This is a genomic window from Aureimonas glaciei (genome assembly GCF_014643375.1).
Taxonomy (GTDB): Bacteria; Pseudomonadota; Alphaproteobacteria; order Rhizobiales; family Rhizobiaceae; genus Plantimonas; species Plantimonas glaciei.
This window is the reverse complement of the sequence record NZ_BMJJ01000008.1, coordinates 131,836-149,787: the sequence shown is the minus strand read 5'-3', so window position 1 is coordinate 149,787 and position 17,952 is coordinate 131,836. Positions and strand designations below refer to the sequence as shown.

14 protein-coding genes are annotated in these 17,952 nt (G+C 67.2%); all 14 read right to left on the bottom strand.

Features of this window, described 5'->3' with window-relative positions; translation table 11 throughout:
- Positions 1-103: 103 nt before the first annotated feature.
- Positions 104-1,759 (bottom strand): flagellar hook protein FlgE, encoded by a 1,656-nt coding sequence (locus tag IEX88_RS16640; RefSeq protein WP_188852747.1) that lies wholly within the window; start codon positions 1,757-1,759, stop codon positions 104-106.
- Positions 1,760-1,959: 200 nt separating this feature from the next.
- Positions 1,960-2,631, bottom strand: coding sequence for a response regulator transcription factor (locus tag IEX88_RS16635; protein WP_188852745.1), 672 nt, complete (start codon positions 2,629-2,631; stop codon positions 1,960-1,962).
- A gap of 346 nt (positions 2,632-2,977) precedes the next feature.
- Positions 2,978-4,627 (bottom strand): flagellar hook-length control protein FliK, encoded by a 1,650-nt coding sequence (gene fliK, locus IEX88_RS16630; RefSeq protein ID WP_188852743.1) that lies wholly within the window; start codon positions 4,625-4,627, stop codon positions 2,978-2,980.
- Entirely contained in the window at positions 4,624-6,117 is a 1,494-nt protein-coding gene (locus IEX88_RS16625) for a MotC family chemotaxis protein (RefSeq protein WP_188852741.1), read from the bottom strand. Before IEX88_RS16625 ends, fliK begins: the two co-directional genes overlap by 4 nt.
- Positions 6,114-7,283, bottom strand: a complete 1,170-nt coding sequence (locus IEX88_RS16620; protein WP_244640266.1) for a MotB family protein — start codon at positions 7,281-7,283, stop codon at positions 6,114-6,116. Before IEX88_RS16620 ends, IEX88_RS16625 begins: the two co-directional genes overlap by 4 nt.
- Positions 7,280-8,113, bottom strand: coding sequence for a hypothetical protein (locus IEX88_RS26865; RefSeq protein ID WP_244640264.1), 834 nt, complete (start codon positions 8,111-8,113; stop codon positions 7,280-7,282). Before IEX88_RS26865 ends, IEX88_RS16620 begins: the two co-directional genes overlap by 4 nt.
- 3 nt (positions 8,114-8,116) lie before the next feature.
- Positions 8,117-9,781: a flagellar basal-body MS-ring/collar protein FliF gene (gene fliF, locus IEX88_RS16615; RefSeq protein ID WP_373289615.1), complete on the bottom strand. Its 1,665-nt coding sequence runs from the start codon at positions 9,779-9,781 to the stop codon at positions 8,117-8,119.
- Between the two features lie 268 nt (positions 9,782-10,049).
- Entirely contained in the window at positions 10,050-12,650 is a 2,601-nt protein-coding gene (locus IEX88_RS16610) for a flagellin N-terminal helical domain-containing protein (protein WP_188852735.1), read from the bottom strand.
- Positions 12,651-13,248: 598 nt separating this feature from the next.
- Positions 13,249-14,061: a flagellar type III secretion system pore protein FliP gene (locus IEX88_RS16605; RefSeq protein ID WP_373289607.1), complete on the bottom strand. Its 813-nt coding sequence runs from the start codon at positions 14,059-14,061 to the stop codon at positions 13,249-13,251.
- Positions 14,058-14,606 (bottom strand): flagellar basal body-associated FliL family protein, encoded by a 549-nt coding sequence (locus IEX88_RS16600; RefSeq protein ID WP_188852733.1) that lies wholly within the window; start codon positions 14,604-14,606, stop codon positions 14,058-14,060. The genes IEX88_RS16605 and IEX88_RS16600 overlap by 4 nt, the downstream gene beginning before the upstream one ends.
- A 258-nt stretch (positions 14,607-14,864) precedes the next feature.
- Positions 14,865-15,578 (bottom strand): flagellar basal body L-ring protein FlgH, encoded by a 714-nt coding sequence (gene flgH / locus IEX88_RS16595; protein WP_188852731.1) that lies wholly within the window; start codon positions 15,576-15,578, stop codon positions 14,865-14,867.
- Complete coding sequence (locus IEX88_RS16590; RefSeq protein ID WP_188852729.1) at positions 15,575-16,228, bottom strand: MotE family protein; 654 nt, start codon at positions 16,226-16,228, stop codon at positions 15,575-15,577. Before IEX88_RS16590 ends, flgH begins: the two co-directional genes overlap by 4 nt.
- A 1-nt stretch (position 16,229) precedes the next feature.
- Positions 16,230-17,447 (bottom strand): flagellar basal body P-ring protein FlgI, encoded by a 1,218-nt coding sequence (locus IEX88_RS16585; RefSeq protein ID WP_188852727.1) that lies wholly within the window; start codon positions 17,445-17,447, stop codon positions 16,230-16,232.
- Positions 17,444-17,941, bottom strand: coding sequence for a flagellar basal body P-ring formation chaperone FlgA (gene flgA, locus IEX88_RS16580; protein WP_188852725.1), 498 nt, complete (start codon positions 17,939-17,941; stop codon positions 17,444-17,446). The genes IEX88_RS16585 and flgA overlap by 4 nt, the downstream gene beginning before the upstream one ends.
- Positions 17,942-17,952 lie beyond the last annotated feature (11 nt).

The following is a 17,952-nucleotide window of genomic DNA, read 5'->3' as shown; positions in this document are numbered from 1 at the left end:
AGGCATCATCCCGAGCGGCCATCGCCCGGCTCGCCGGAAGGGGCCCGACAGGGCATCGGCGCAGCGACGCCGCCCAGGGGCGGCGCCGGCTATCGACGGCGCGTCAGCGCTTCAGGTTGACCAGAACGTCCATGATTTCGGACCCGGTCTGGAACACCTTGGAATTGGCGGTGTAGCTGCGCTGGGCCGCGATCATGGTGGTCAGTTCGTTCGCCAGATCGACGGTCGACTCCTCGAGCGCGCCCGCCGTCAGGTCGCCGAAGCCGCCCGACCCGCCGAAGCCCATCAGCACCGTGCCGGATTCGATCCCGGCGCTGTAGACGTTGCCGGCCAGAGCCGTCATCGAATCCGGGCTGTTGACCATGGCCAGCGGCACCTTGAACAGGTCGCGCGTCGTGCCGGAGGCGAAGGTTGCCGTGATCGTGCCGTCGGCGCCGATCTTGATCTGGCTGATGACCTCTGCCGGATTGCCGTCGACGGCCGCCGCCAGCGGCTGGGTGTTGCCGGTGAACTGGGTGGTATTGGCCAGATCGAGCGCGAAATTGCTCGAACCACCGATGGCGGTGAGATCGATGTTGAGCACGCCGTCGACGCCGCCGGTCGAGTTGATCCCGCCCGCGGTCGACGACAGGGTGAAGGTGGCGGGGTCGAAATTCAGGGTCGCCGTCGCCAGCGGAGCAGAGCCGGCCGCGCCATAGGGGAACGGGGAGTCCGCCGTGCCGGTCGTCGCCTTGCGGCTGTCGAAGACCGACATTTCCCAGGTCTCGTCGTTCTTCTTGGTATAGTAGACGTCGAGTTTCACCGCCTCGCCCGAGTTGTTGTAGACGGTCAGGGAGATGGCGGTCGAACTGGCGTCGCTGGGGAGCTTGGTGTTTTCCGAAGGAAGGGCGTGGCCGGTGACGACGGCAACGTCGACCAGTCCCGTAGCGGCGGCGGCGGTCACGTCCATCGCGATCTTGCTGCCGGTGCCGGCAGTGGTCGTGTTCGAGGTCAGGACGAGCTTGCCGTCAACGAGCGTCGCGACATCGGGCAAGGGAGGCGTCAGGGCCTGGTCCGCATGGACCGCGGCATTGATTCCATCGACGATTTCTTGTGGCGTCTTCGGACCGTTGATTGTAATCGCCAGCGGAGTGGTATCGCCGTCGATCGCGAGGTCGAGGGTCAGGGTCTGTCCCCCCGCCAGAGAGCCGAGATTGGCCAGCTGGGTGCTGGATGCCACCGACTGCGACTTGCTCTTGTCGAGCGGCACCGTGAGGACGCCCTTGGTCGTCGGATTGGCGCTGAGAAGCGAGGTCTTGAGATTGACCTCCTCGAGCCCGGCAAATCCGTTCAGCACCGCGTCGGTGCCGGTGGCCGTCACCGGATAGCCCATCAGCGTGTAGCCGGCGGCGTTCACCAGGCTGCCGTCGGCCTGCTGGGTGAAGGAGCCGGCGCGCGTCAGGAACGTGCCGCCATTGCCGTCGCCGACGGCCAGGAATCCCTGACCGTCAACCGCCAGATCGATCTTCTTGGCGTTGTTGTCGTTGCCGGTGAAGGTCAGGCCACCCTGCTCGCTGATCAGCTGGCGAACCTGGGCCTCGACGGCGCCGGAATTGTAGCCAGAACCGTTCGACGGCAGGATCAGCGAGGAAAACTCGGTCTGCGACTGCTTGTAGCCGGTGGTGTCGGAATTGGCGATGTTTTCGGCCACCGCGCTCAGGCGTGCCGACTGGGCGTTCATACCTGACACGCTCGTGCGCATAATGCCGCCGATGCTCATCAATTCACCTTCCGCAATTTGTTTCGCTCCCCTTTCTCTAGTCCGTCTGGCTTGCGTGAAACTGCCAGATTCCCGACATCGGCAAGTCAACGAAGTCAAGTGCAAGCACCCAAACGACAAAATCCCGATCTGCAGAGCAGACCGGGATTTTGAGACTTCGCTTTGAGAATTTATACTTCGTTAAGATGTTCGGACGGGCGTCAGACGCCGATGCCGTAGCCGAGGTAGCGCATCGACGAGACCGGGTCGTAGCCGAGGCGCATCTTCAGCTTCTTGCGCAGCTTGGAGATGTGGCTCTCGATGACGTTCTCCTCGACGTTTTCGTCGAAGATGCCGTAGATCGCGCTGAACAGCTGCTGCTTGGAGACGCGCCGGCCGCGGTTGGCCGCCAGGTATTCCAGGATGCGGCGCTCGCGCCGCGGCAGGATCATCGTCGCGCCGGCGACTTCCGGGTCGCGTCCATCGGAGAAGACGCAGATCTCGTCGACCACCGTGCGGGCTTTGTCGGAGCCGACGTCGCGTCGCCGGATGGCGCCGACGCGGGCCAGGATTTCCTTCACATGCACCGGCTTGGCGACGACGTCGTCGATGCCCGCGGCGAACAGGTCCAGCGTCGAGTTCAGCGCCTTGGTTTCGGCCAGCGCGATCAGGGGAGCGTTGGAGCGGCTGCGAACGAGGCGGGTGAAGGCGCCTCTTTCCGGAAAGTCGCCGAGCAGGAAGGCTTCGACCGCGGAGATGTCGGTGTCGGGCGCCGTCTCGACCCACTCGCGAAATTCCGAGACCTGGAAGCCGGCTGCCGAGACGCCTTCCGTGCCGAAGAGCGACTGGTATCCGCTCGTCACCAGCTCTCGGCTGTCCACAACTACGATCATCACATCCACCTGTCTGGCCGGTTTCTCTGGATGTATTGATAGCGAGTTAAGCCTCGCACGAGCTATCCTGAAATCTCATGACAAGGTTAACAAAGCCTTGCTGACGGCAACGCAATTCGCGTGATTAACAGGAGGTTACGGCGGATTGCGAAAGTTTCAGAAAAGTTTCGCGCAGCCCTTGGACCTGGAAATTTGCGGTGTGGAACCGTTTCAAAGGGCCAAAACGAAGCAGTCGGCCGACGCGCATCCCTACGGGGAACACGCGTCGGCCGACTGAGGATGGCGGTGATGGGGATCGGCGCGGGACGCTTTCCGCCGCTTGGCGGAAAGGTCGACGGAGCCGGGATCAGAGATAGGTAGAAGCCGCCTTCAGCGAAGCGCGGGCCCGCTCATCGGCGCTCTGGCGGCGGTTGTCCTGATGGCGCTCGCCGCCACCGCTCTCCCTGCCCTGTCGTCCATCTTGCGCCGCGCCGTCACCCGCGGGCGAATCGCCGCCCGAGGAGGTCCGGGCGCCGGCCTGTCCCGCGGCGTCCGCGGCCGAGGTTCGTGCCGGGGCGCCGGCCTCCCGCGTGACGATGGTGATCGAGGTATCGTCGAGCGAGAAGCCGGCATGCTGCAGCAGCTTGCGCAGCCCCTCGCGGTCTTCTGCCAGGACCTTCGCGGTGCCGGCTTCCGTGGCCGCGATTTCGAGGGTCAACTGTCCCTCGACGAGCCGCATGGAAACGTCGAGGCGTCCCAACTCTTCCGGCTGCAGCTGGATCGTCAGCGTCTTCAGGGCAGCGCCGCCGGCGGTCAGCCTGACATAGGCGTCGCCCGGCGCGGCATCCGGCGCGCGCTGGGCGGTCAGGGTGGAGCCCAGCGCATCGATGACGCGGTTGGCGACCTGGCCAGTCATCGAGGGGAAGGACAGCGTCGGCTGGGTTCCTTCGTCGGATGCGGCGACAGCCACCGGGCCGGCGGCACGCGCCGCGGCACTGGCCTGGCGATCGGCGCGCGCCTCGGCAAAGAGGGCGCTGCGTCCGCGCTTCTCGCCGGCGCCGGCGGAATCCCCGCTAGCGGCCCGCGACGTGTCGATCCGGGCCAGCGCCTCCTCGAAGCTCAGCCGAGGCTGATCGGCTTCGTCCGGCGTTGCGCCATTGTCGGTCGCGGCGGCGGCACGGGCTGTGCCGACATCGGCGAGCCTGCCCTTGATGGCGACAAGCTCCGGCGCGCCGGTCGGCGACACGCCTGCCTTCGTCGAACCGGCCAAAGCCACCGGCGCCAGAATCTCATCTGCCGAAAGGGGCGTGGCGGCCTCGGGGGATCCGGCGTTGCGGGCGGCCATGACGAGGCCCGCGTCCGGTGCGGCGGCCTTGGCACTGGCGGTTCCATCCGCTTCGACGAGAACGAAGGCGTCGGAGCGGGGTTCGAAATGCGTCTCCATGTGGACGACCTCGAGCGACACCTTGCCCCGGGCCATGCCGACTGCCGGCTCGGCCATCTCATCCAGCTCACCGGCGGTGCCGACAGCGAGCGCTGCGACGGCCGCCTTGGGATCGGCGACGGGGGCCGGGGCGTCCGGCTCTGCCGCAACCGCCGCAGCCGATGCGGCCGACTTGGCGCTCGCGAGAGAAACGGCGGAAAATTCGCCATTGAGGAGGCGGTCCAGCGATTCGATCGCCGCCGATCTTTCGCCCTTCGAGTCGGCCACGTCCGCCTCGAGGCTCGCCTCGGCCGTCGCCTCGTCGGCCTCCGTCGCCTTCTCGGTCGCCGCCGTCACCGCGTGCCGCGACGCGCGCGAGCGTGTGGCCTCGCGGCCCGAGGCGCCGTCGGCTTCCTGGCGGTCGGCCGCCTGCCGTGCCAAACGATCGTCGTTCGGCAGGGAACTCTTGCCCGAAGGCTCCTTTGCCACATCGCGAATGGCGTCTTCGAACATGCGGTTGTATTCGCCGTCACCAGAGCCGCCCGCGGCGGGCTTCGGCTCGATAAATGACAGGGAATTGGCAGTAATCTTCACGGCTGCGCCTTTCCGAGGTCCTTGTTGACCGCGTCGAGTAGTTGCTGCGCACGGTCAAAGACCGGCGACGTCTCGGCATACTGACTGGCGCCTTCTCCAGGCTGTTGCGTCGTCGCCAGCAGGGGCCGGGTGTCGATACCGCCGAGTACGGAGGTCGCCGCGTCGAGCAGCTTGACGTCCTCGGGATGCAGCTGCGTGCGATCGATGGCGGCCAGGCCGGCGGCGATCTCGTTCGAGGGAGCGCTGCCGATGGTGGCGGCAACGGAATAGAGGTTGGCGCGCTGCCGCTCGGGCTCGGGAATGTCGGCCGTCTCCAGCACGGCGGCGACAGTGCCCTTGGCAAAATCCAGATTGCCCTCGACCAGGGCCCTTCGGCCGACGGTCAGGAAGATGGCCCGCTTGTTGGCATCGGGCAGTCGGGCGGTCACGTCCTGCATGGCGGCGATCACGGCCGGCGCATCCGTCTTGCCGCGCTGGGCGAACACGGCGGCAAAGCGCGCCTCGAAATTCTGCGAGTAGGAGGACGCCGAATAGCGGTCGAAATACTGCCGCGCCAGCCGGTCGGCGGCGTCATGCTCGCCGAGATCGTCGACGAGCAGCACCTCCATCCGCAAGGCGGACTCCTCGATCAGACCGCCGGGCGCCAGAAGCCGTGCCCGGTCCAGATGCCGGATCGCCTCCTTGGGCTTCTCCAGCTGCTTCAGCTGGCCGAGCACCAGGTTGAGATGGGCCTCGAGTCCCGGTTCCATGCCGGCGAAGTCGAGCGCCGCCAGGATCTTCTCGGCGCCGGCCAGATCGTTTTCGACATAGGCGAGCGCGCCTCTGAACAGGTTTTCCTGCGCCGGGTCGATGACGCCGCGGGCCATCAGCCGCCGCAGGATGTCGGGCGGCCCGCCGCTGAGGACGAAGAGAACGGCCGCACGGACGTTGCGGCCGTCCTTCCAGACCTCGGGGTCGGCTTCGGCCAGGGTCGGCCCGAAGCGTCTCAGCAGCATCGCCTGCACCTGGATCGCCCGGCCGTTGCCGCGGGCGATCTGATCCTGCAGGAACTGGACGGTGCGGATGATGTCGAAGGGCATGGGCGAGCGGGACGTCGCCCATGCCGGCGTGCCCTCGGCCGGCGACGCTTGCTCGCCCGGGACGGCGGCCTCGCCGTGCCCGGCCGCCGTTTCGGCGGCGTCCGGCGACGGGGGCGACGCCGCGTGAAGGTTGATGGGCTCGCCCGGCACGGGCTGCAGCAAAGAGGGTTGCTCGGCAGCGCCGGTTTCGGGGGCGATCTGTCCGGTGACGATCGGATCGATCCCCGCGTTTCCCGCGTCGGCGATCGGCCCGGTCCCCAGGCGATAGGCCGGCGAGATGTCGTAGGGCAGGTCGGATCCGGCGAGGACCTCCGTCAAAAAGCGTTGCTCCGCCGGATTCTCTGCGCGGGCCCCGCCGCCGCCCTGGACCAGAGCCAGCGCGGACACGGTAAGCAGCAGCATTCGGCTCATGGATTGGGCTCTTTGAGGAGGATCTCGATCCGGCGGTTGGCCGCCCCTTCCGGATTGGCCGCATCCTTGGGATCGCGGTCGGCGACGCCCTCGATGCTGGTCACCCGCTGCTCGGACAGGCCACCGCGCACCAGCATGTAGTAGGCGAACTGCGCCCGGGCCGCGGACAGGCGCCAGTTGTCGTATTCGACGCCGGCATAGGGACGCGAATCGGTATGGCCGCGGATCGACACCACGCCCTGACGCTCGGACAGGAGCTTGGCGACCTTTTCGACCAGGCGCACGGCGTCCGGCGTCGGCTTGGCCGAGCCGACCTCGAACATGCCCGAGGTCAGGTTGTCGGCGAGCGAGATGGTGACGCCGTCCTTGCCGACCGTGACCTCGACGCCCGGGCCCTTGGCCGAGCCGAGCGACTTCTCGATCTCCGCCTTCATCTTCTCCGCCTCCGAAGCGGGCTTGGCCGCCTCTTTTGCATCGGGCGCCTCGGGTGCCGGCGCGCTGGGCTTGGCGGCTTCGACCACAGTCTTGGTGGCCGGCTCGACCACCGTGGTGGACGGCGGTAAGGCTGCCGGCGGGGTGAACTCCGTCGGTGCCATGGCGGCGCCCTTGGCGGCCTTCTCGTCGATGTTGGGCGCCAGCTGCCAAGAGGTCGGATCGAAGGGATCGCGATAGGCCTCGCCGCCGTTCAGGCCGGGCAGGCCGGAGCCGTCGGGAACGCCGGCGACGCCGTCCTGGATGCCGGGGCCCCCTTCCGCCGCGATCTCCGCCAGCACCGCGAACGGATCGCGGAAGAGCGCCTGCTCCTGGCCGCCCGTCGCACTGCCGCTCATCGGCTTTTCGTCCGGGCTCCCGCCCTCGTCCACCTCGCCCTTGGGATCGACCGGGGCGGGCTTGGTCGGCGTGTTCTCGCCATTGCTGAGGCCGAGGGTCTCGGGAACGGAACTGTTCAGCTTGATCGGGTTGAAATACTGCGCGATCTGCTTCTTGGTCGCGTCGTCCGAGGCGTTGGTCAGCCACAGCACGAGAAACAGCGCCATCAGCGCCGTCATGAAGTCGGCGAAGGCGATCTTCCACGCGCCGCCATGGTGGGCCTCCTCGTGGTCCCCTCCCCGCTTGACGATGATGATCTGGTTGACGGTCGGCGTCGCCGGGCTGGTCTGGCTCACGAAAGTGCCTCTTCGAGGGCCAGACGCCACGACGAGAGACGCGTCTCGATCACGGTATTGTCGGCGGCGATGCGAATGTCGGCCTGGCTGTCGTCCTCTTCGAAGGACAGGAGCTTGGCGTGGTCGCCGAGCTTGTCTTCCAGCATCGAGAGGAGGTCGGCCGGGCCGCTGGCGGCGATCTTGTAGGCCATGCCGTCGAGGGCGATGGTCCTCACTGCGCCGACGAGGTCGTCGAGCGTCTGCCGCCGGCGCACGTCGAGCGCCAGGGGGCGCAGAACGCTGTTGAGGCTCAGCTTGATCGTCTCTTCGAGGATGGCGACCTGGAGGATCAACAGATCGGCCAGGCGATCGGCCTGTTCCTGCGTCCATTCTGCCCGCGTCTTGATCAGGGCCTGGCCGTGATCGTTGGCGATCTCCTGGCGGATCGCCTCGATTCGCTCCTCCGATTGCGCCGCCATGGCCTTGCGCTCCATTTCCCGGCCGGCTTCGGCGCCGGCCTCGCGGGCCGCGGCGACGGCTTGGCTGTGGGCGAGTTCCTGGGCCTTGCGTTCGGCCTGCCAGCGCGCCCTTTCGGCCTCGAGCTCCCGCAGCGGGATCCGGGGCTCGGTGGGCAGCTGCGGCTGCACGGAGCGCTGCGGCACGGCGCCGCCGGCCGGCTGGGCCACGGTCTTCAGCGGACGCACCGCAGCCTTGGGCGGCAGGACGGTCAGGCCTTCGGGACGGCGCTTGACGGGCGCGGCCGGCGGGGCCGGCTTGCGGGCCGCAACCTTCTGGAACGGGGTGAAGTCTTCGTTGCCGGTTTCGGCGAAGTATTGGGCGAGAGGAATCATGTCTTATGCCGCCTCTTTCTGGTGGATCCAGTGTTTCAGGATCGACGCTGCCTGCGCTTCGTCGAAGTCGATGAGTTTTTCGAGACGCGACTGCGGCGAGTTGGCCTGGCTGCGGGTCAGGTCCTCCAGCAGGCCGGCATCCATGCCGTCACTGCCGTAGAGGTTGTTGGCCATGCCATTGGCGAGCATGCCGTTCATCTCGCCGCCGAACTCGCCGCCCATGCCGGCGTTTTCGAGCTCGATGGAGTCGCCGTTCGCGGCATTGGCGGGCGCGGCCAGGGCCCGGATGGCCGGCTTCAGGCCGAACCAGATGAGCAGCACCGCGACGACGAGGACGGTCAGCGCGTTGATCAGCGTTCCGGACTGACGCATGAACATTTCGCCGAGGCCGGCCGATTCCACCGGCGCCAGCTCTTCCCCGTTGGAGACGAACTCGACGGCGGTGACTTCCAGCTGGTCGCCGCGGGTCTCGCTGTAGCCGGCGGCGGAGGCGACGAGCAGGCGGATCTCGGCCAGGGATGCGGCCACCTGCTCCGGCGTCGCGTCGGCGCCGAGGGTTTCCAGCAGCCGCTTGCGGTTGATGACGACGGCCACGCTCAGCCGCTTGACGTCGTAGCCGTCGCTCACCGTCTGCGTCGTGGTCTCGTTGATCTCGTAGTTGGTGAGTTCCTCGCGGCGCTCCTTGGCCTCGGAGGATTCGTTGCCGGTCGTATCGGCGTTGGCCTCCTCCGGCACGTTCTGCTCGGCCGTGACCGTGGCGTTGGCAGCCTTGTCCGAGCTCTGGCCGGTCTCCTTGACGGTGCGCACCGAGCGCTCGACGCGGCCGTCGGGATCGAAGGTACGGGCGCTGGTGTTCTTGCGGTCGGTGTCGAGCCGCGCGGTGACGCTGGACTGGAAATTGCCGATGCCGAGATAGGGGGCGAGGGTCTGGCGGATCGAGGCCTCGACGCTGCGTGACACGGTGCTTTCGATGCCGATCAGCTTGGAGGGCGCGGCCGATACCGAATCATCTCCCGAGGCGAGCAGGGTGCCGTCGGTATCGAGCACGGTGACCTCGTCGACATTCATGCCGGGAATGGACGAGGCGACGAGGTGACGGATCGCCTGAGCCGAGCTGAAACCTTCCGGGTTTTCGGTGCGGATGACGACGCTGGCCGACGGCTTCTGCGTCTCGCGGCGGAACGTGCCGGGCTCGGGCATGACGATGTGGACGCGCGCCGCGCGCACGTTCTTCAGGGTCTGGATGGTGCGGGCGAGCTCTCCCTCCATGGCGCGCACGCGCGTCACTTCCTGCATGAACGAGGTCAGGCCCATCGAGCCTAGCGCGTCGAAGAGCTCGTAGCCGGCGTTCTCCGAGCGCGGCAGGCCCTTTTCGGCGAGCAGCATGCGCGCCCCGGCGGTTTGCGAGAATGGCGTCAGCACGGTGTCGCCGGCGGCGTTGACGTCGAAGGGAATGCCCGCTTCGGTCAGCGCCGAGCCGATTCGCGTCACGTCCTGCCGGTCGAGATTGGTGTACAGCGTCTCCATGTCGGGACGGCTGAGATAGAAGGCGCCCAGTCCGACCACGGCGACGACCAGAAGGCCGATGATCGCCATCATGCCGAGCTTGCGCGCTCCGAGCGAACTCAGATTGTCGAGGACCTGTTGGGCTTGGACGCCGCCGATCATAGCCATGGAGTCGCCTGTCTTCCTGCACGGTTTTGCACTGCGGCCAAAATGGCGGTTGAAGCTTGTGCGGACGTGATGGGATTTAATGCCGGGTTAACCTTGTCGGGCCCGCGCCCAGGCGGGTCGGCCGACAACGGCCCGGCCAGGCCGCGGCGCCCGAACGGAAACACCCCCGGGCCCGATGAAGGGTCCGGAGGTGCGAAGGGCTCAGCCGTGCGGTGGGTTGATTAGAAAGACGCCACCGTTGCGTTGTTAGGTTCCGTACGGCCTACTGGAAAAGGCGCAGGATGTTCTGCTGCGAGGAGTTCGCGATCGACAGAGCCTGGATGCCGAGCTGCTGCTTGGTCTGCAGGGCCTGCAGCTTCGTCGACTCTTCCGACAGGTCGGCATCGACGAGATTGCTGACGCCCTTGTCGATGGTGTCGATGAGGGTGTCGACGAAGGAGTTCTGCAGATCGATGCGGCTCGACACCGCGCCGAGATTGGCCGCCGCCGTGGTGACGCTGGTGATGGTGTCGTTGACGACCGAGAGGTAGGCGGTCAGGGCCAGCTTCTTCTGGTCCGAGGTCAGGCCCGTGAAGGCCGTGCTGGTCAGGTCGATGTCGTCCACCGAGATGGTGCTGGCACCGGTGGAAGCAGCCACGTTGGAGACCGAGATGTCGCCGAGGCCGACCGTGCTGCTCGTCAGGAGGATTTTCCCGGCGTTGGGCGCGGCGGCGACCGAGAAGGTCGCATCCCCGTCGATGCCGGCATCTTCCAGCGCCTGGTTCAGGACGCTGACGAAGTCCGCGGAGGTGGCGACGACGCCGTCAGTCGTTCCGAGGGCCGCATCGACCGTTTCCTTGTTCACCGTCAGCGACGTCGTGACGCCGTCGATGGTGACGTCGAAGGTCAGGCTGTCCTGATCGTCGTAGGTGGTCGTGCCGGCATAGGCGACGTTGGTCAGGGTCGAGGCCGCCGTGGCGGTGGTCGCGGCCGAGCCGGTGTCGGAGCCGGCGGTCAGACCGGCCACCGAGGCCGTCGCCCCGTCACCGTCTTCGCCGAGGACGTTGTTGATCGCCAGCGCCACCGAGGCACCGGTGGCGACCGTCGTGAACGTGGTCGTGCCGGCATTGTTGGTGACCTGGATCTTACCGGCGCCGAAGGCCGTGTCGATCGCCTGCTGCAGGGAGGTGGCGAAGGTCGCGGCGGTCCAGGCGGCGTTCGTCTGGATCGAGATCGACTGCGTCTCCTGGTCCGCGACGAGCGGGCCGGTCGAGAGCGTGGCATCGAAGGTGATGCGATCGCCCGCGGCCACCGTGCCGAGCGCGAAGGTCGACGTCACCACCGCCGCCGTGTCGGTGCCCGACGCGAAGAAGGCGGCAATGCCGAGATCGGCGGCATAGTCGGTGTTGTTGGCCGTGCCGCGAATGCCGGTCGCCGTCGTCACGTCGTAGCTGTTCAGGTTGGAAATGCCGATTTTCGCGGCGGTTCCCGTACCCAGGCTCTCGATGATGATGTCGGTGCCGGTCGGATTGTCAGGGTCGATGCCGATGGCGTAGCCGACGCCGGTGCCGACGTTGTTGGCATAGGTGGCGCTGAACACGGCGCCGTCGCCGACGCGCGTCGAGGCCTGGATGGCCGTGTTCAACTGGGTGACGAGGGTGGCTTCGTCCGTGATCGCGGCGATGGCGGTCTCGTCCAGCTCGGCTTCGAAGACTTCGTTGCCGTACTGGAAGTTGAACGTGATCAGGCGCTCCAGGCTGGCATCGGCAACCGCCGTGGCCGCCGCAGCGAAGCTGATCGTGCCGGTGCCGGAATTGGCCTTCGTCGAGCTACCGCTGCCGAGCGGCGTGACGCCGGAGAGGCCGCCGGTGCCCGTGGCCTGGACGATGGCGACACCGTCGCCGTCGAGGGCCGCGACGCCGGTGACGACGATCGACGCGCCGGTACCGGTGGCGGCCGAGGTCAGCGTGAAGACGCCGCCGCTGTTCGAGGCGGTGACGCCGGTGAGGCCGGCCGAGGTGAGGCCGGTGTTGATCGCCGCGATCAGGTTGGCGTCCGACGAGGCGGCCGTGGCATCGACCTGGACGGTGACCGGCGTCGTAACGGCGCCGTTCAGGGCCACGTTGAAGACGATGCGGTCGTTGACGTGCAGGTTGGTGCGGTCGATCGTGCCCAGCGAAGCGACGGCGGCGCCGGCGGCGACGGTGGCGATGCCCGTGCTCGCCGTGGTGGCGCCGAGGCTCTGGGTATCGGGCGACGCGCCCGCAGCGGCCGCGCCGCCGTAGGACAGCTCGACGCCGTCGGCGACGAGGGCCTTGGCGCCATCGAGGATGCCGGTGGCCGTGGCGCTCGTGTCGTAGAGCTTCACCGTGGCGATATCGACGTCGACGGTGCCGATGGTCACGGCGTTGCTGCTGTCACGCGAGAAGGACGCGACGATCGACTTGTTGGAGTTGAAGCCCTGGACGGAGGAGTCCACCGAGAGCCAGTTCTCGCCGGAGAAGGTAGAGGACGCGGCGATCGACTTCAGCTGCTCCTGCAGAGCCTCGATCTCGGACTGGATGATGGTGCGGTCGACGCCGTCCTGCGTGGCGGCGGTCAGCTTGGTCTTGATCTCGTCGAGAACGTCCTTGGCCTTGGTGAGGCCCTGATAGGCGGTGTCGACCGTGGCGGCGCCGAGGTTCAGCGCGTCCTTCACGGTCGCCAGCGACTTGTTGTCGGACTTCAGCGTCGTCGAGATCGCCCAGTAGGCGGCGTTGTCCTTGGCTTCGCCGATCTTCAGGCCGGTGGCGACGCGGTTCTGCGTGGTCTCGAGCGCCGAGTTCGTCGACTGCAGCGTGCGCAGCGCGGTCGTGGCCGAGGCATTGAAATTGATGGAGGTCATGGTCTGTGTCCCGAAACTTACAAAGGGGGACAGGCTGGATCTCTGCCAGCATAGCGGCGCGGCGTCATGCCTATGGTCGGTGCTCTCAGGCTGTCGACCAATCCGCTATGATGCCAATCTAGGCGCGAGGCTTTAATGCAGAGTAAAGGTTAAATGAAGGGAATTGCTAATATTCGCGCGATTAACCTGATAAGACACTGTTATGATCAGTACAGTTTGTGTATCGGGATCGCCGATCCAGCATAGAGAATCCGCGACATCGCAACCGCGGGACGCCGAATGTCGAGCGGGGGAGAGGCCATGGCAGGCGTCCGGACCGTCCGGGCACGTCGCTGACACCGATCAGCGCGGCTCAGAACGACCAGCGCGGCACGCCGCTGCAAACGACCAGCGCGGCGCGCGGCTTTTGCGGGCATGAGCTTGATGATTTGGCAGGGCGGGGGATTTCAGCCGGAAACCGCTCTCGGCGCGGCACCGCTGGGCGGCACCGCCTTCCGCCCCGCGGGCGACGGCCTCGGTGGAAAGGCGGCCGGGCGGGTGCAGGCGTCTCGATCGTTGGTCTCGAGGATAGGGGCGGCGCGCCGGGACGCGCCGCCGCTCAGAAGAAGGATCGCACCAGGGATCCCGTCAGCATGTTCCAGCCGTCGATCAGGACGAAGAACAGGATCTTGAACGGCAGCGATATGATCGTCGGCGGCAGCATCATCATGCCCATCGACATGGTCAGCGTCGCCACGATGAGATCGATGACGAGAAACGGCAGGACGATGAGGAAGCCGATCTCGAACCCCCGCCGTAGCTCGGAAATCATGAAGGCCGGCACGAGGATGCGCAGATCGACGATCTCGCCCTCCCCTGTCCCCGGCGCGGCTTCCGGCGGCGCCCCGGGCGTCGCGCCCAGCTCGACGCGGTCGCGGCTCGTCGCGTCGCTGATGCTGTTGAACAACTGCAGGTCCTTCGGCCGCACCTGCGTCAGCATGAAGTCGCGGAACGGGTCGGAAATCCTGACGAAGGCCTCCTGCTCGGTGATCTCGTTGTCGAGCAGCGGCTTCAGCCCCTCGCGCCAGGCCTGGTCGAAGGTCGGCGACATGATGAAGAAGGTCATGAACAGGGACAGCGAGATCAGGATGAGGTTGGCCGGCGTCGACTGCAGGCCGAGGCCGGTCCGCAGGATCGACAGCGCCACGACGATGCGGGTGAAAGAGGTCACCATCACGAGCAGCCCCGGCGCAATCGACAGCACCGTGACGATGCCGAAGAGTTGGACGATGCGCCCGGAAATGGCGGCGTCGCCCGCCGGGATCAGCGAGGAGAGGCCGCTGGCCAGGTCGCCGCCGGCATCCTGGGCCAGTGCCGGGGTGGCCACGGCGACAAAGGCGGCGGCCAGCGCCAGAAGCGTCGCCTTCTTCACTGCGCGACCAGCGTCTGGATGAGATAGTCGGTGACGGCCGGCGAGCGCAGCATCGCCCGCTCGCGCAGATCCTCGCGCAGGTGCAGGAGACCGCGGGCGCCTTCGATCTGGGCGAGGTCCAGCGTCCTGAGAAAGGTCAGCGTGTCGCTCTGCACTTCGGCGGCCAGGAGATCGGGCGTCGTCGTCTTCGAGGGATCGATCAGAATGCTGGCTTCCACGCGCACCAGGACCTTGGCCGGCGAGGACACGTTGGTGACGATCGGCTCCAGCTTGATGACCTGCGTCACGGGGGCCCCCGCGGCCGCGACAGCGACCTCGGCGCCCGTCGCCGCCGGATCCGTGGCCGCCGGCACCTCGGCGACGGCGGGCGGCGCCTCGCTGCTGCCGAGCATGATGCCGAGGCCGGCGCCGCCGGCGATCGCGACCAGGGTCAGCACGCCGACCACGGCGATCAGCGGCAGGAGCTTTTCCTTCTTCGGTGCTGCCTCGCCCTCGCCCTCGGCGAGCATCGAGGCGACGAGCGCGTCTCCGCTGAGATCGGACATGCTGTGTTCCCTCATAGGAAAACTGATGCGGCGGACCGCTTCAGAGGAAGACCGTCATGGCCTTCCCGCAGCCCGACGATTAGCCCGCCAAGCTATCGCCGGCCTTGCGTTCGGGACGCGTCGACGGAACCCTTTCATCGAAAATTAAGGACTGCTTACAGGCACTTCCCGCCCCCGCGCTGGCCGGGGAGGCAAACCAAAAAGGGGCGCGGACCCTGGCCGGCGCCCCTTCTGGTCGATTGAAATGATGGCTGGCCGTCAGTAGGGCAGGACCTGGTCGACGATCTGCTGGCCCCAGGCCGGCTGCTGCACCTCGGTCAGGCGGCCGCGGCCGCCATAGGAGATCCGGGCCTCGGCGATGCGGTCGTAGGGGATGGTGTTGCCGGGCAGGATGTCGCCGGGCCGGATGATGCCGGCGATGGTGAGGACGCGCACCTCGAAATTGACGCGGATCTCCTGCTGGCCGGTGATGTAGAGATTGCCGTTGGGCAGGACCTGGGTCACCACCGCCGCCACCGACAGATCGATCTTCTCCGAGCGCTTGACGTTGCCCTTGCCGGTGGTCTCGGTCTTGTTGTTGAGGCCGAGCGTGGCGCCGAGCGTGCCAAACGACACGCCATCCAGAGCGCCTTCGAAGTCGACGCCGGCATCGGTGCTGGCGTCGCGCGAGCGCTTGGAGTTGTTGTCGATCTCGGCGCCGTCCTTGATCACAATCTTGACCGTGACGATGTCGCCGTTGTTCAGCGCGCGGGCGTCACGGAACAGGTTGGAGTCCTTGTCGACCCAGAGCGAGTTGCGCTGGCCGCGCAGATGCTCGGCCGGAAACTGGGCCGGATTGATCATCGTCGGATAGGCGTTGACGCCGGTGCCCGGGGCCGAGAGATGCGGCTCGACGAGAAAGTCCTGGCGGGCCGTCGAGCAGCCACCGACAACCAGAAGGGCCAGAACGCATGTGATTTTCACGTTGGTCATCCCTGGCCTGCGGCCGTGGCGGCCTGGCCTGCGGCGGTGCTGGCCTCGTCCATCGCCTTGTTGGTTTTCTGGACGATCACGCTGCCGATCTCGGCGGCCACGGGCGCCGCCATCTCGGAGAGGATCGCGCTGGCCGTCCGCGGTTTCATCTTGGCGATCAGCGAGGCGGCGGTCTCGCGGTCGAGACCGGCCAGCTGCGATGCGGCCGCGTCCGGTTTCATGCCGGAATAGATGTCGAGCATCACCGAGGACGTCGATTCGATGAAGTCTTGGCGCTGCTTCAGCCAGTCCTGATATTCCCGGCGCTTGCCTTCGAGCGCGTCGATCTTGGCCGTCACCTGCGCCTCGAGTTCCTGCAGCCGCTGGGTCTGCAAGGCGGCGCGCGCGTCCTTGGCGGGATCGCTGATGTTGGTGCAGTAGCGCTCGACATCGCTCAACGGCTCGGCCGTCGCGGCCGTGCCGGCAGCGGCGCCGTCGGCACCGATGACGCGCACCTTCGGCGGCCCGGCGGGAACGGGGCTTTCGGCCTTGGCGGGCGCCGTGCTTTCGGCGCGGGCCACGCCCGGAGTCGCGATCGCCACGATCAGAGCGGCGACACAGACGCCGGCCATGGAACGGGAACCGGTGAGGAGGTTCGGGATCTGGATCATGTCACTGCACCACCAGGTCGGCCTGGAGAGCTCCAGCCGTTTTGATTGCTCCGAGGATCGCGATGATGCCGGTCGGCTTCAGCCCGAGGCGATTGAGGCCGCGCACCACGGTGGCGAGGTCGGTGCCGCCGACATAGGCGAAGTTTCCGCCTTCCTGCTGCGCCACGACCTGGGTCTGCGAGGTCACGACCGTCTGGCCGTCGCTGAACTCGGCGGGCTGCGAGACCGAAGGCAGTTCGGTGATGCGCACCGTCAGATTGCCCTGCGTCACCGCGACGGTCGAGATCTGCACATCGTTGCCGATGACCACCGTCCCGGTGCGCTCGTCGACGACCACCCGCGCGTTCATCTCGGGCTTGATCGGCAGGTCGCCGATGTCGGCGATGAAGCGGGTCGAGGACAGGCGCGCCGGCCGGGTCAGGAGAATGGTGCGCAGATCGTTCTCGCGCGCCACCGGCCGGCCGTAGCGCTGGATGGCGAAGGCGTTGATCGCGTCGACGACGCGGATCGCGGTGCGGTAGTCCGGATTGCGCAGTTCCATGGTGATCTGGTCGGTCTCGACCGTCGCCCGCACCACTTCGCGCTCGATGATGGCGCCGCCGGCAATGCGGCCGGAGGTCGGCACACCCTGGGTCAGGCTCTCGCTGGCGCCCTGGCTGGTGAAGCCGGTGACCGCGAGCGAGCCCTGCGCCACCGCGTAGATCTCGCCGTCCGCGCCGTAGAGCGGCGTCATGATCAGCGTGCCGCCCATCAGCGAGGACGCGTCGCCGAGCGAGGAGACCGAGACGTCGATGCGCGAGCCGGTGCCGATGAAGGGCGGCAGGTCGGCGGTGACCACGACGGCGGCGACATTCTTGGTGCGCGGGTTGCCGGTGCGCACGTTGACGCCCATGCGGTCGAGCATCGATTGCAGCGACTGCTCGGTGAAGGGCGAGTTGCGCAAGCTATCGCCCGTCGCCTGCAGGCCGATGACGAGGCCGTAGCCGACCAGCTGGTTGTCGCGCACGCCCTTGATCGTCGTCACGTCCTTGATGCGCACACCGGACGTGCTGAGCGCGTCGCGGCCGGGACGAACCGTGTCGAAGGTCTCGCGCGCGCCGATCCCGGCCTCGCCCTGGTAGGAGGCGCCGACCGGGGCGCCGGCGTAGTCGGCGGCCAAGGCGATCTGCGGCCCGAAGGCGAAGCTTGCCGCGACCAGCCAGGTCAAAATGCGTCTCATGGGGCCTGGACCTCGATCGAACCGTCGGCAGCGACGATTCCGGAAATGGTGATCCCGCTGTCGGCATTGCGCACGCGCACCATGTCGCCTTCGGCGGCCGAGGCGAGCGGGGTGCCGAGCGCGGCGATGTAGACGCCCGCCTCGCGATAGATGATCGTGGTCGGAACGCCCGCCCGGACGATGTCCGGCGTCTTCAAATCGGCCAGCATGATCGGCTTGTTGGGCAACAGCGTCCGGCGGGCGACCTTGTCGGTCAGCATCCCGTTTTCGACGACGTAGGCGGCAAGGTTCGCCCCGGGGATCTTGAACCGTGCCGACGACACGCCCCGATCGAGGATGACCTGGCCGGGATAGATCACCACCGACGGGACCGGCAGCTCGATGTCGGCGGCCAGGGCGCGGACGGGAATGGACAGAAGGACGAGGGCGACGACGAGGACACCGATACCATAGATCCAGACGGCGAGCCGTTCGCGCTTCGATACCCATTCCATGGCCGGGATCC

Bases quoted from the DNA above. Each gene is read 5' to 3' on its own strand.
- IEX88_RS16640 (WP_188852747.1), bottom strand. From the start codon at position 1,759: ATGAGCATCGGCGGCATTATGCGCACGAGCGTGTCAGGTATGAACGCC.
- IEX88_RS16635 (WP_188852745.1), bottom strand. From the start codon at position 2,631: ATGATCGTAGTTGTGGACAGCCGAGAGCTGGTGACGAGCGGATACCAG.
- IEX88_RS16625 (WP_188852741.1), bottom strand. From the start codon at position 6,117: ATGAGCCGAATGCTGCTGCTTACCGTGTCCGCGCTGGCTCTGGTCCAG.
- IEX88_RS26865 (WP_244640264.1), bottom strand. From the start codon at position 8,113: ATGATTCCTCTCGCCCAATACTTCGCCGAAACCGGCAACGAAGACTTC.
- fliF (WP_373289615.1), bottom strand. From the start codon at position 9,781: ATGATCGGCGGCGTCCAAGCCCAACAGGTCCTCGACAATCTGAGTTCG.
- IEX88_RS16610 (WP_188852735.1), bottom strand. From the start codon at position 12,650: ATGACCTCCATCAATTTCAATGCCTCGGCCACGACCGCGCTGCGCACG.
- IEX88_RS16600 (WP_188852733.1), bottom strand. From the start codon at position 14,606: ATGTCCGATCTCAGCGGAGACGCGCTCGTCGCCTCGATGCTCGCCGAG.
- flgH (WP_188852731.1), bottom strand. From the start codon at position 15,578: ATGACCAACGTGAAAATCACATGCGTTCTGGCCCTTCTGGTTGTCGGT.
- IEX88_RS16590 (WP_188852729.1), bottom strand. From the start codon at position 16,228: ATGATCCAGATCCCGAACCTCCTCACCGGTTCCCGTTCCATGGCCGGC.
- IEX88_RS16585 (WP_188852727.1), bottom strand. From the start codon at position 17,447: ATGAGACGCATTTTGACCTGGCTGGTCGCGGCAAGCTTCGCCTTCGGG.
- flgA (WP_188852725.1), bottom strand. From the start codon at position 17,941: ATGGAATGGGTATCGAAGCGCGAACGGCTCGCCGTCTGGATCTATGGT.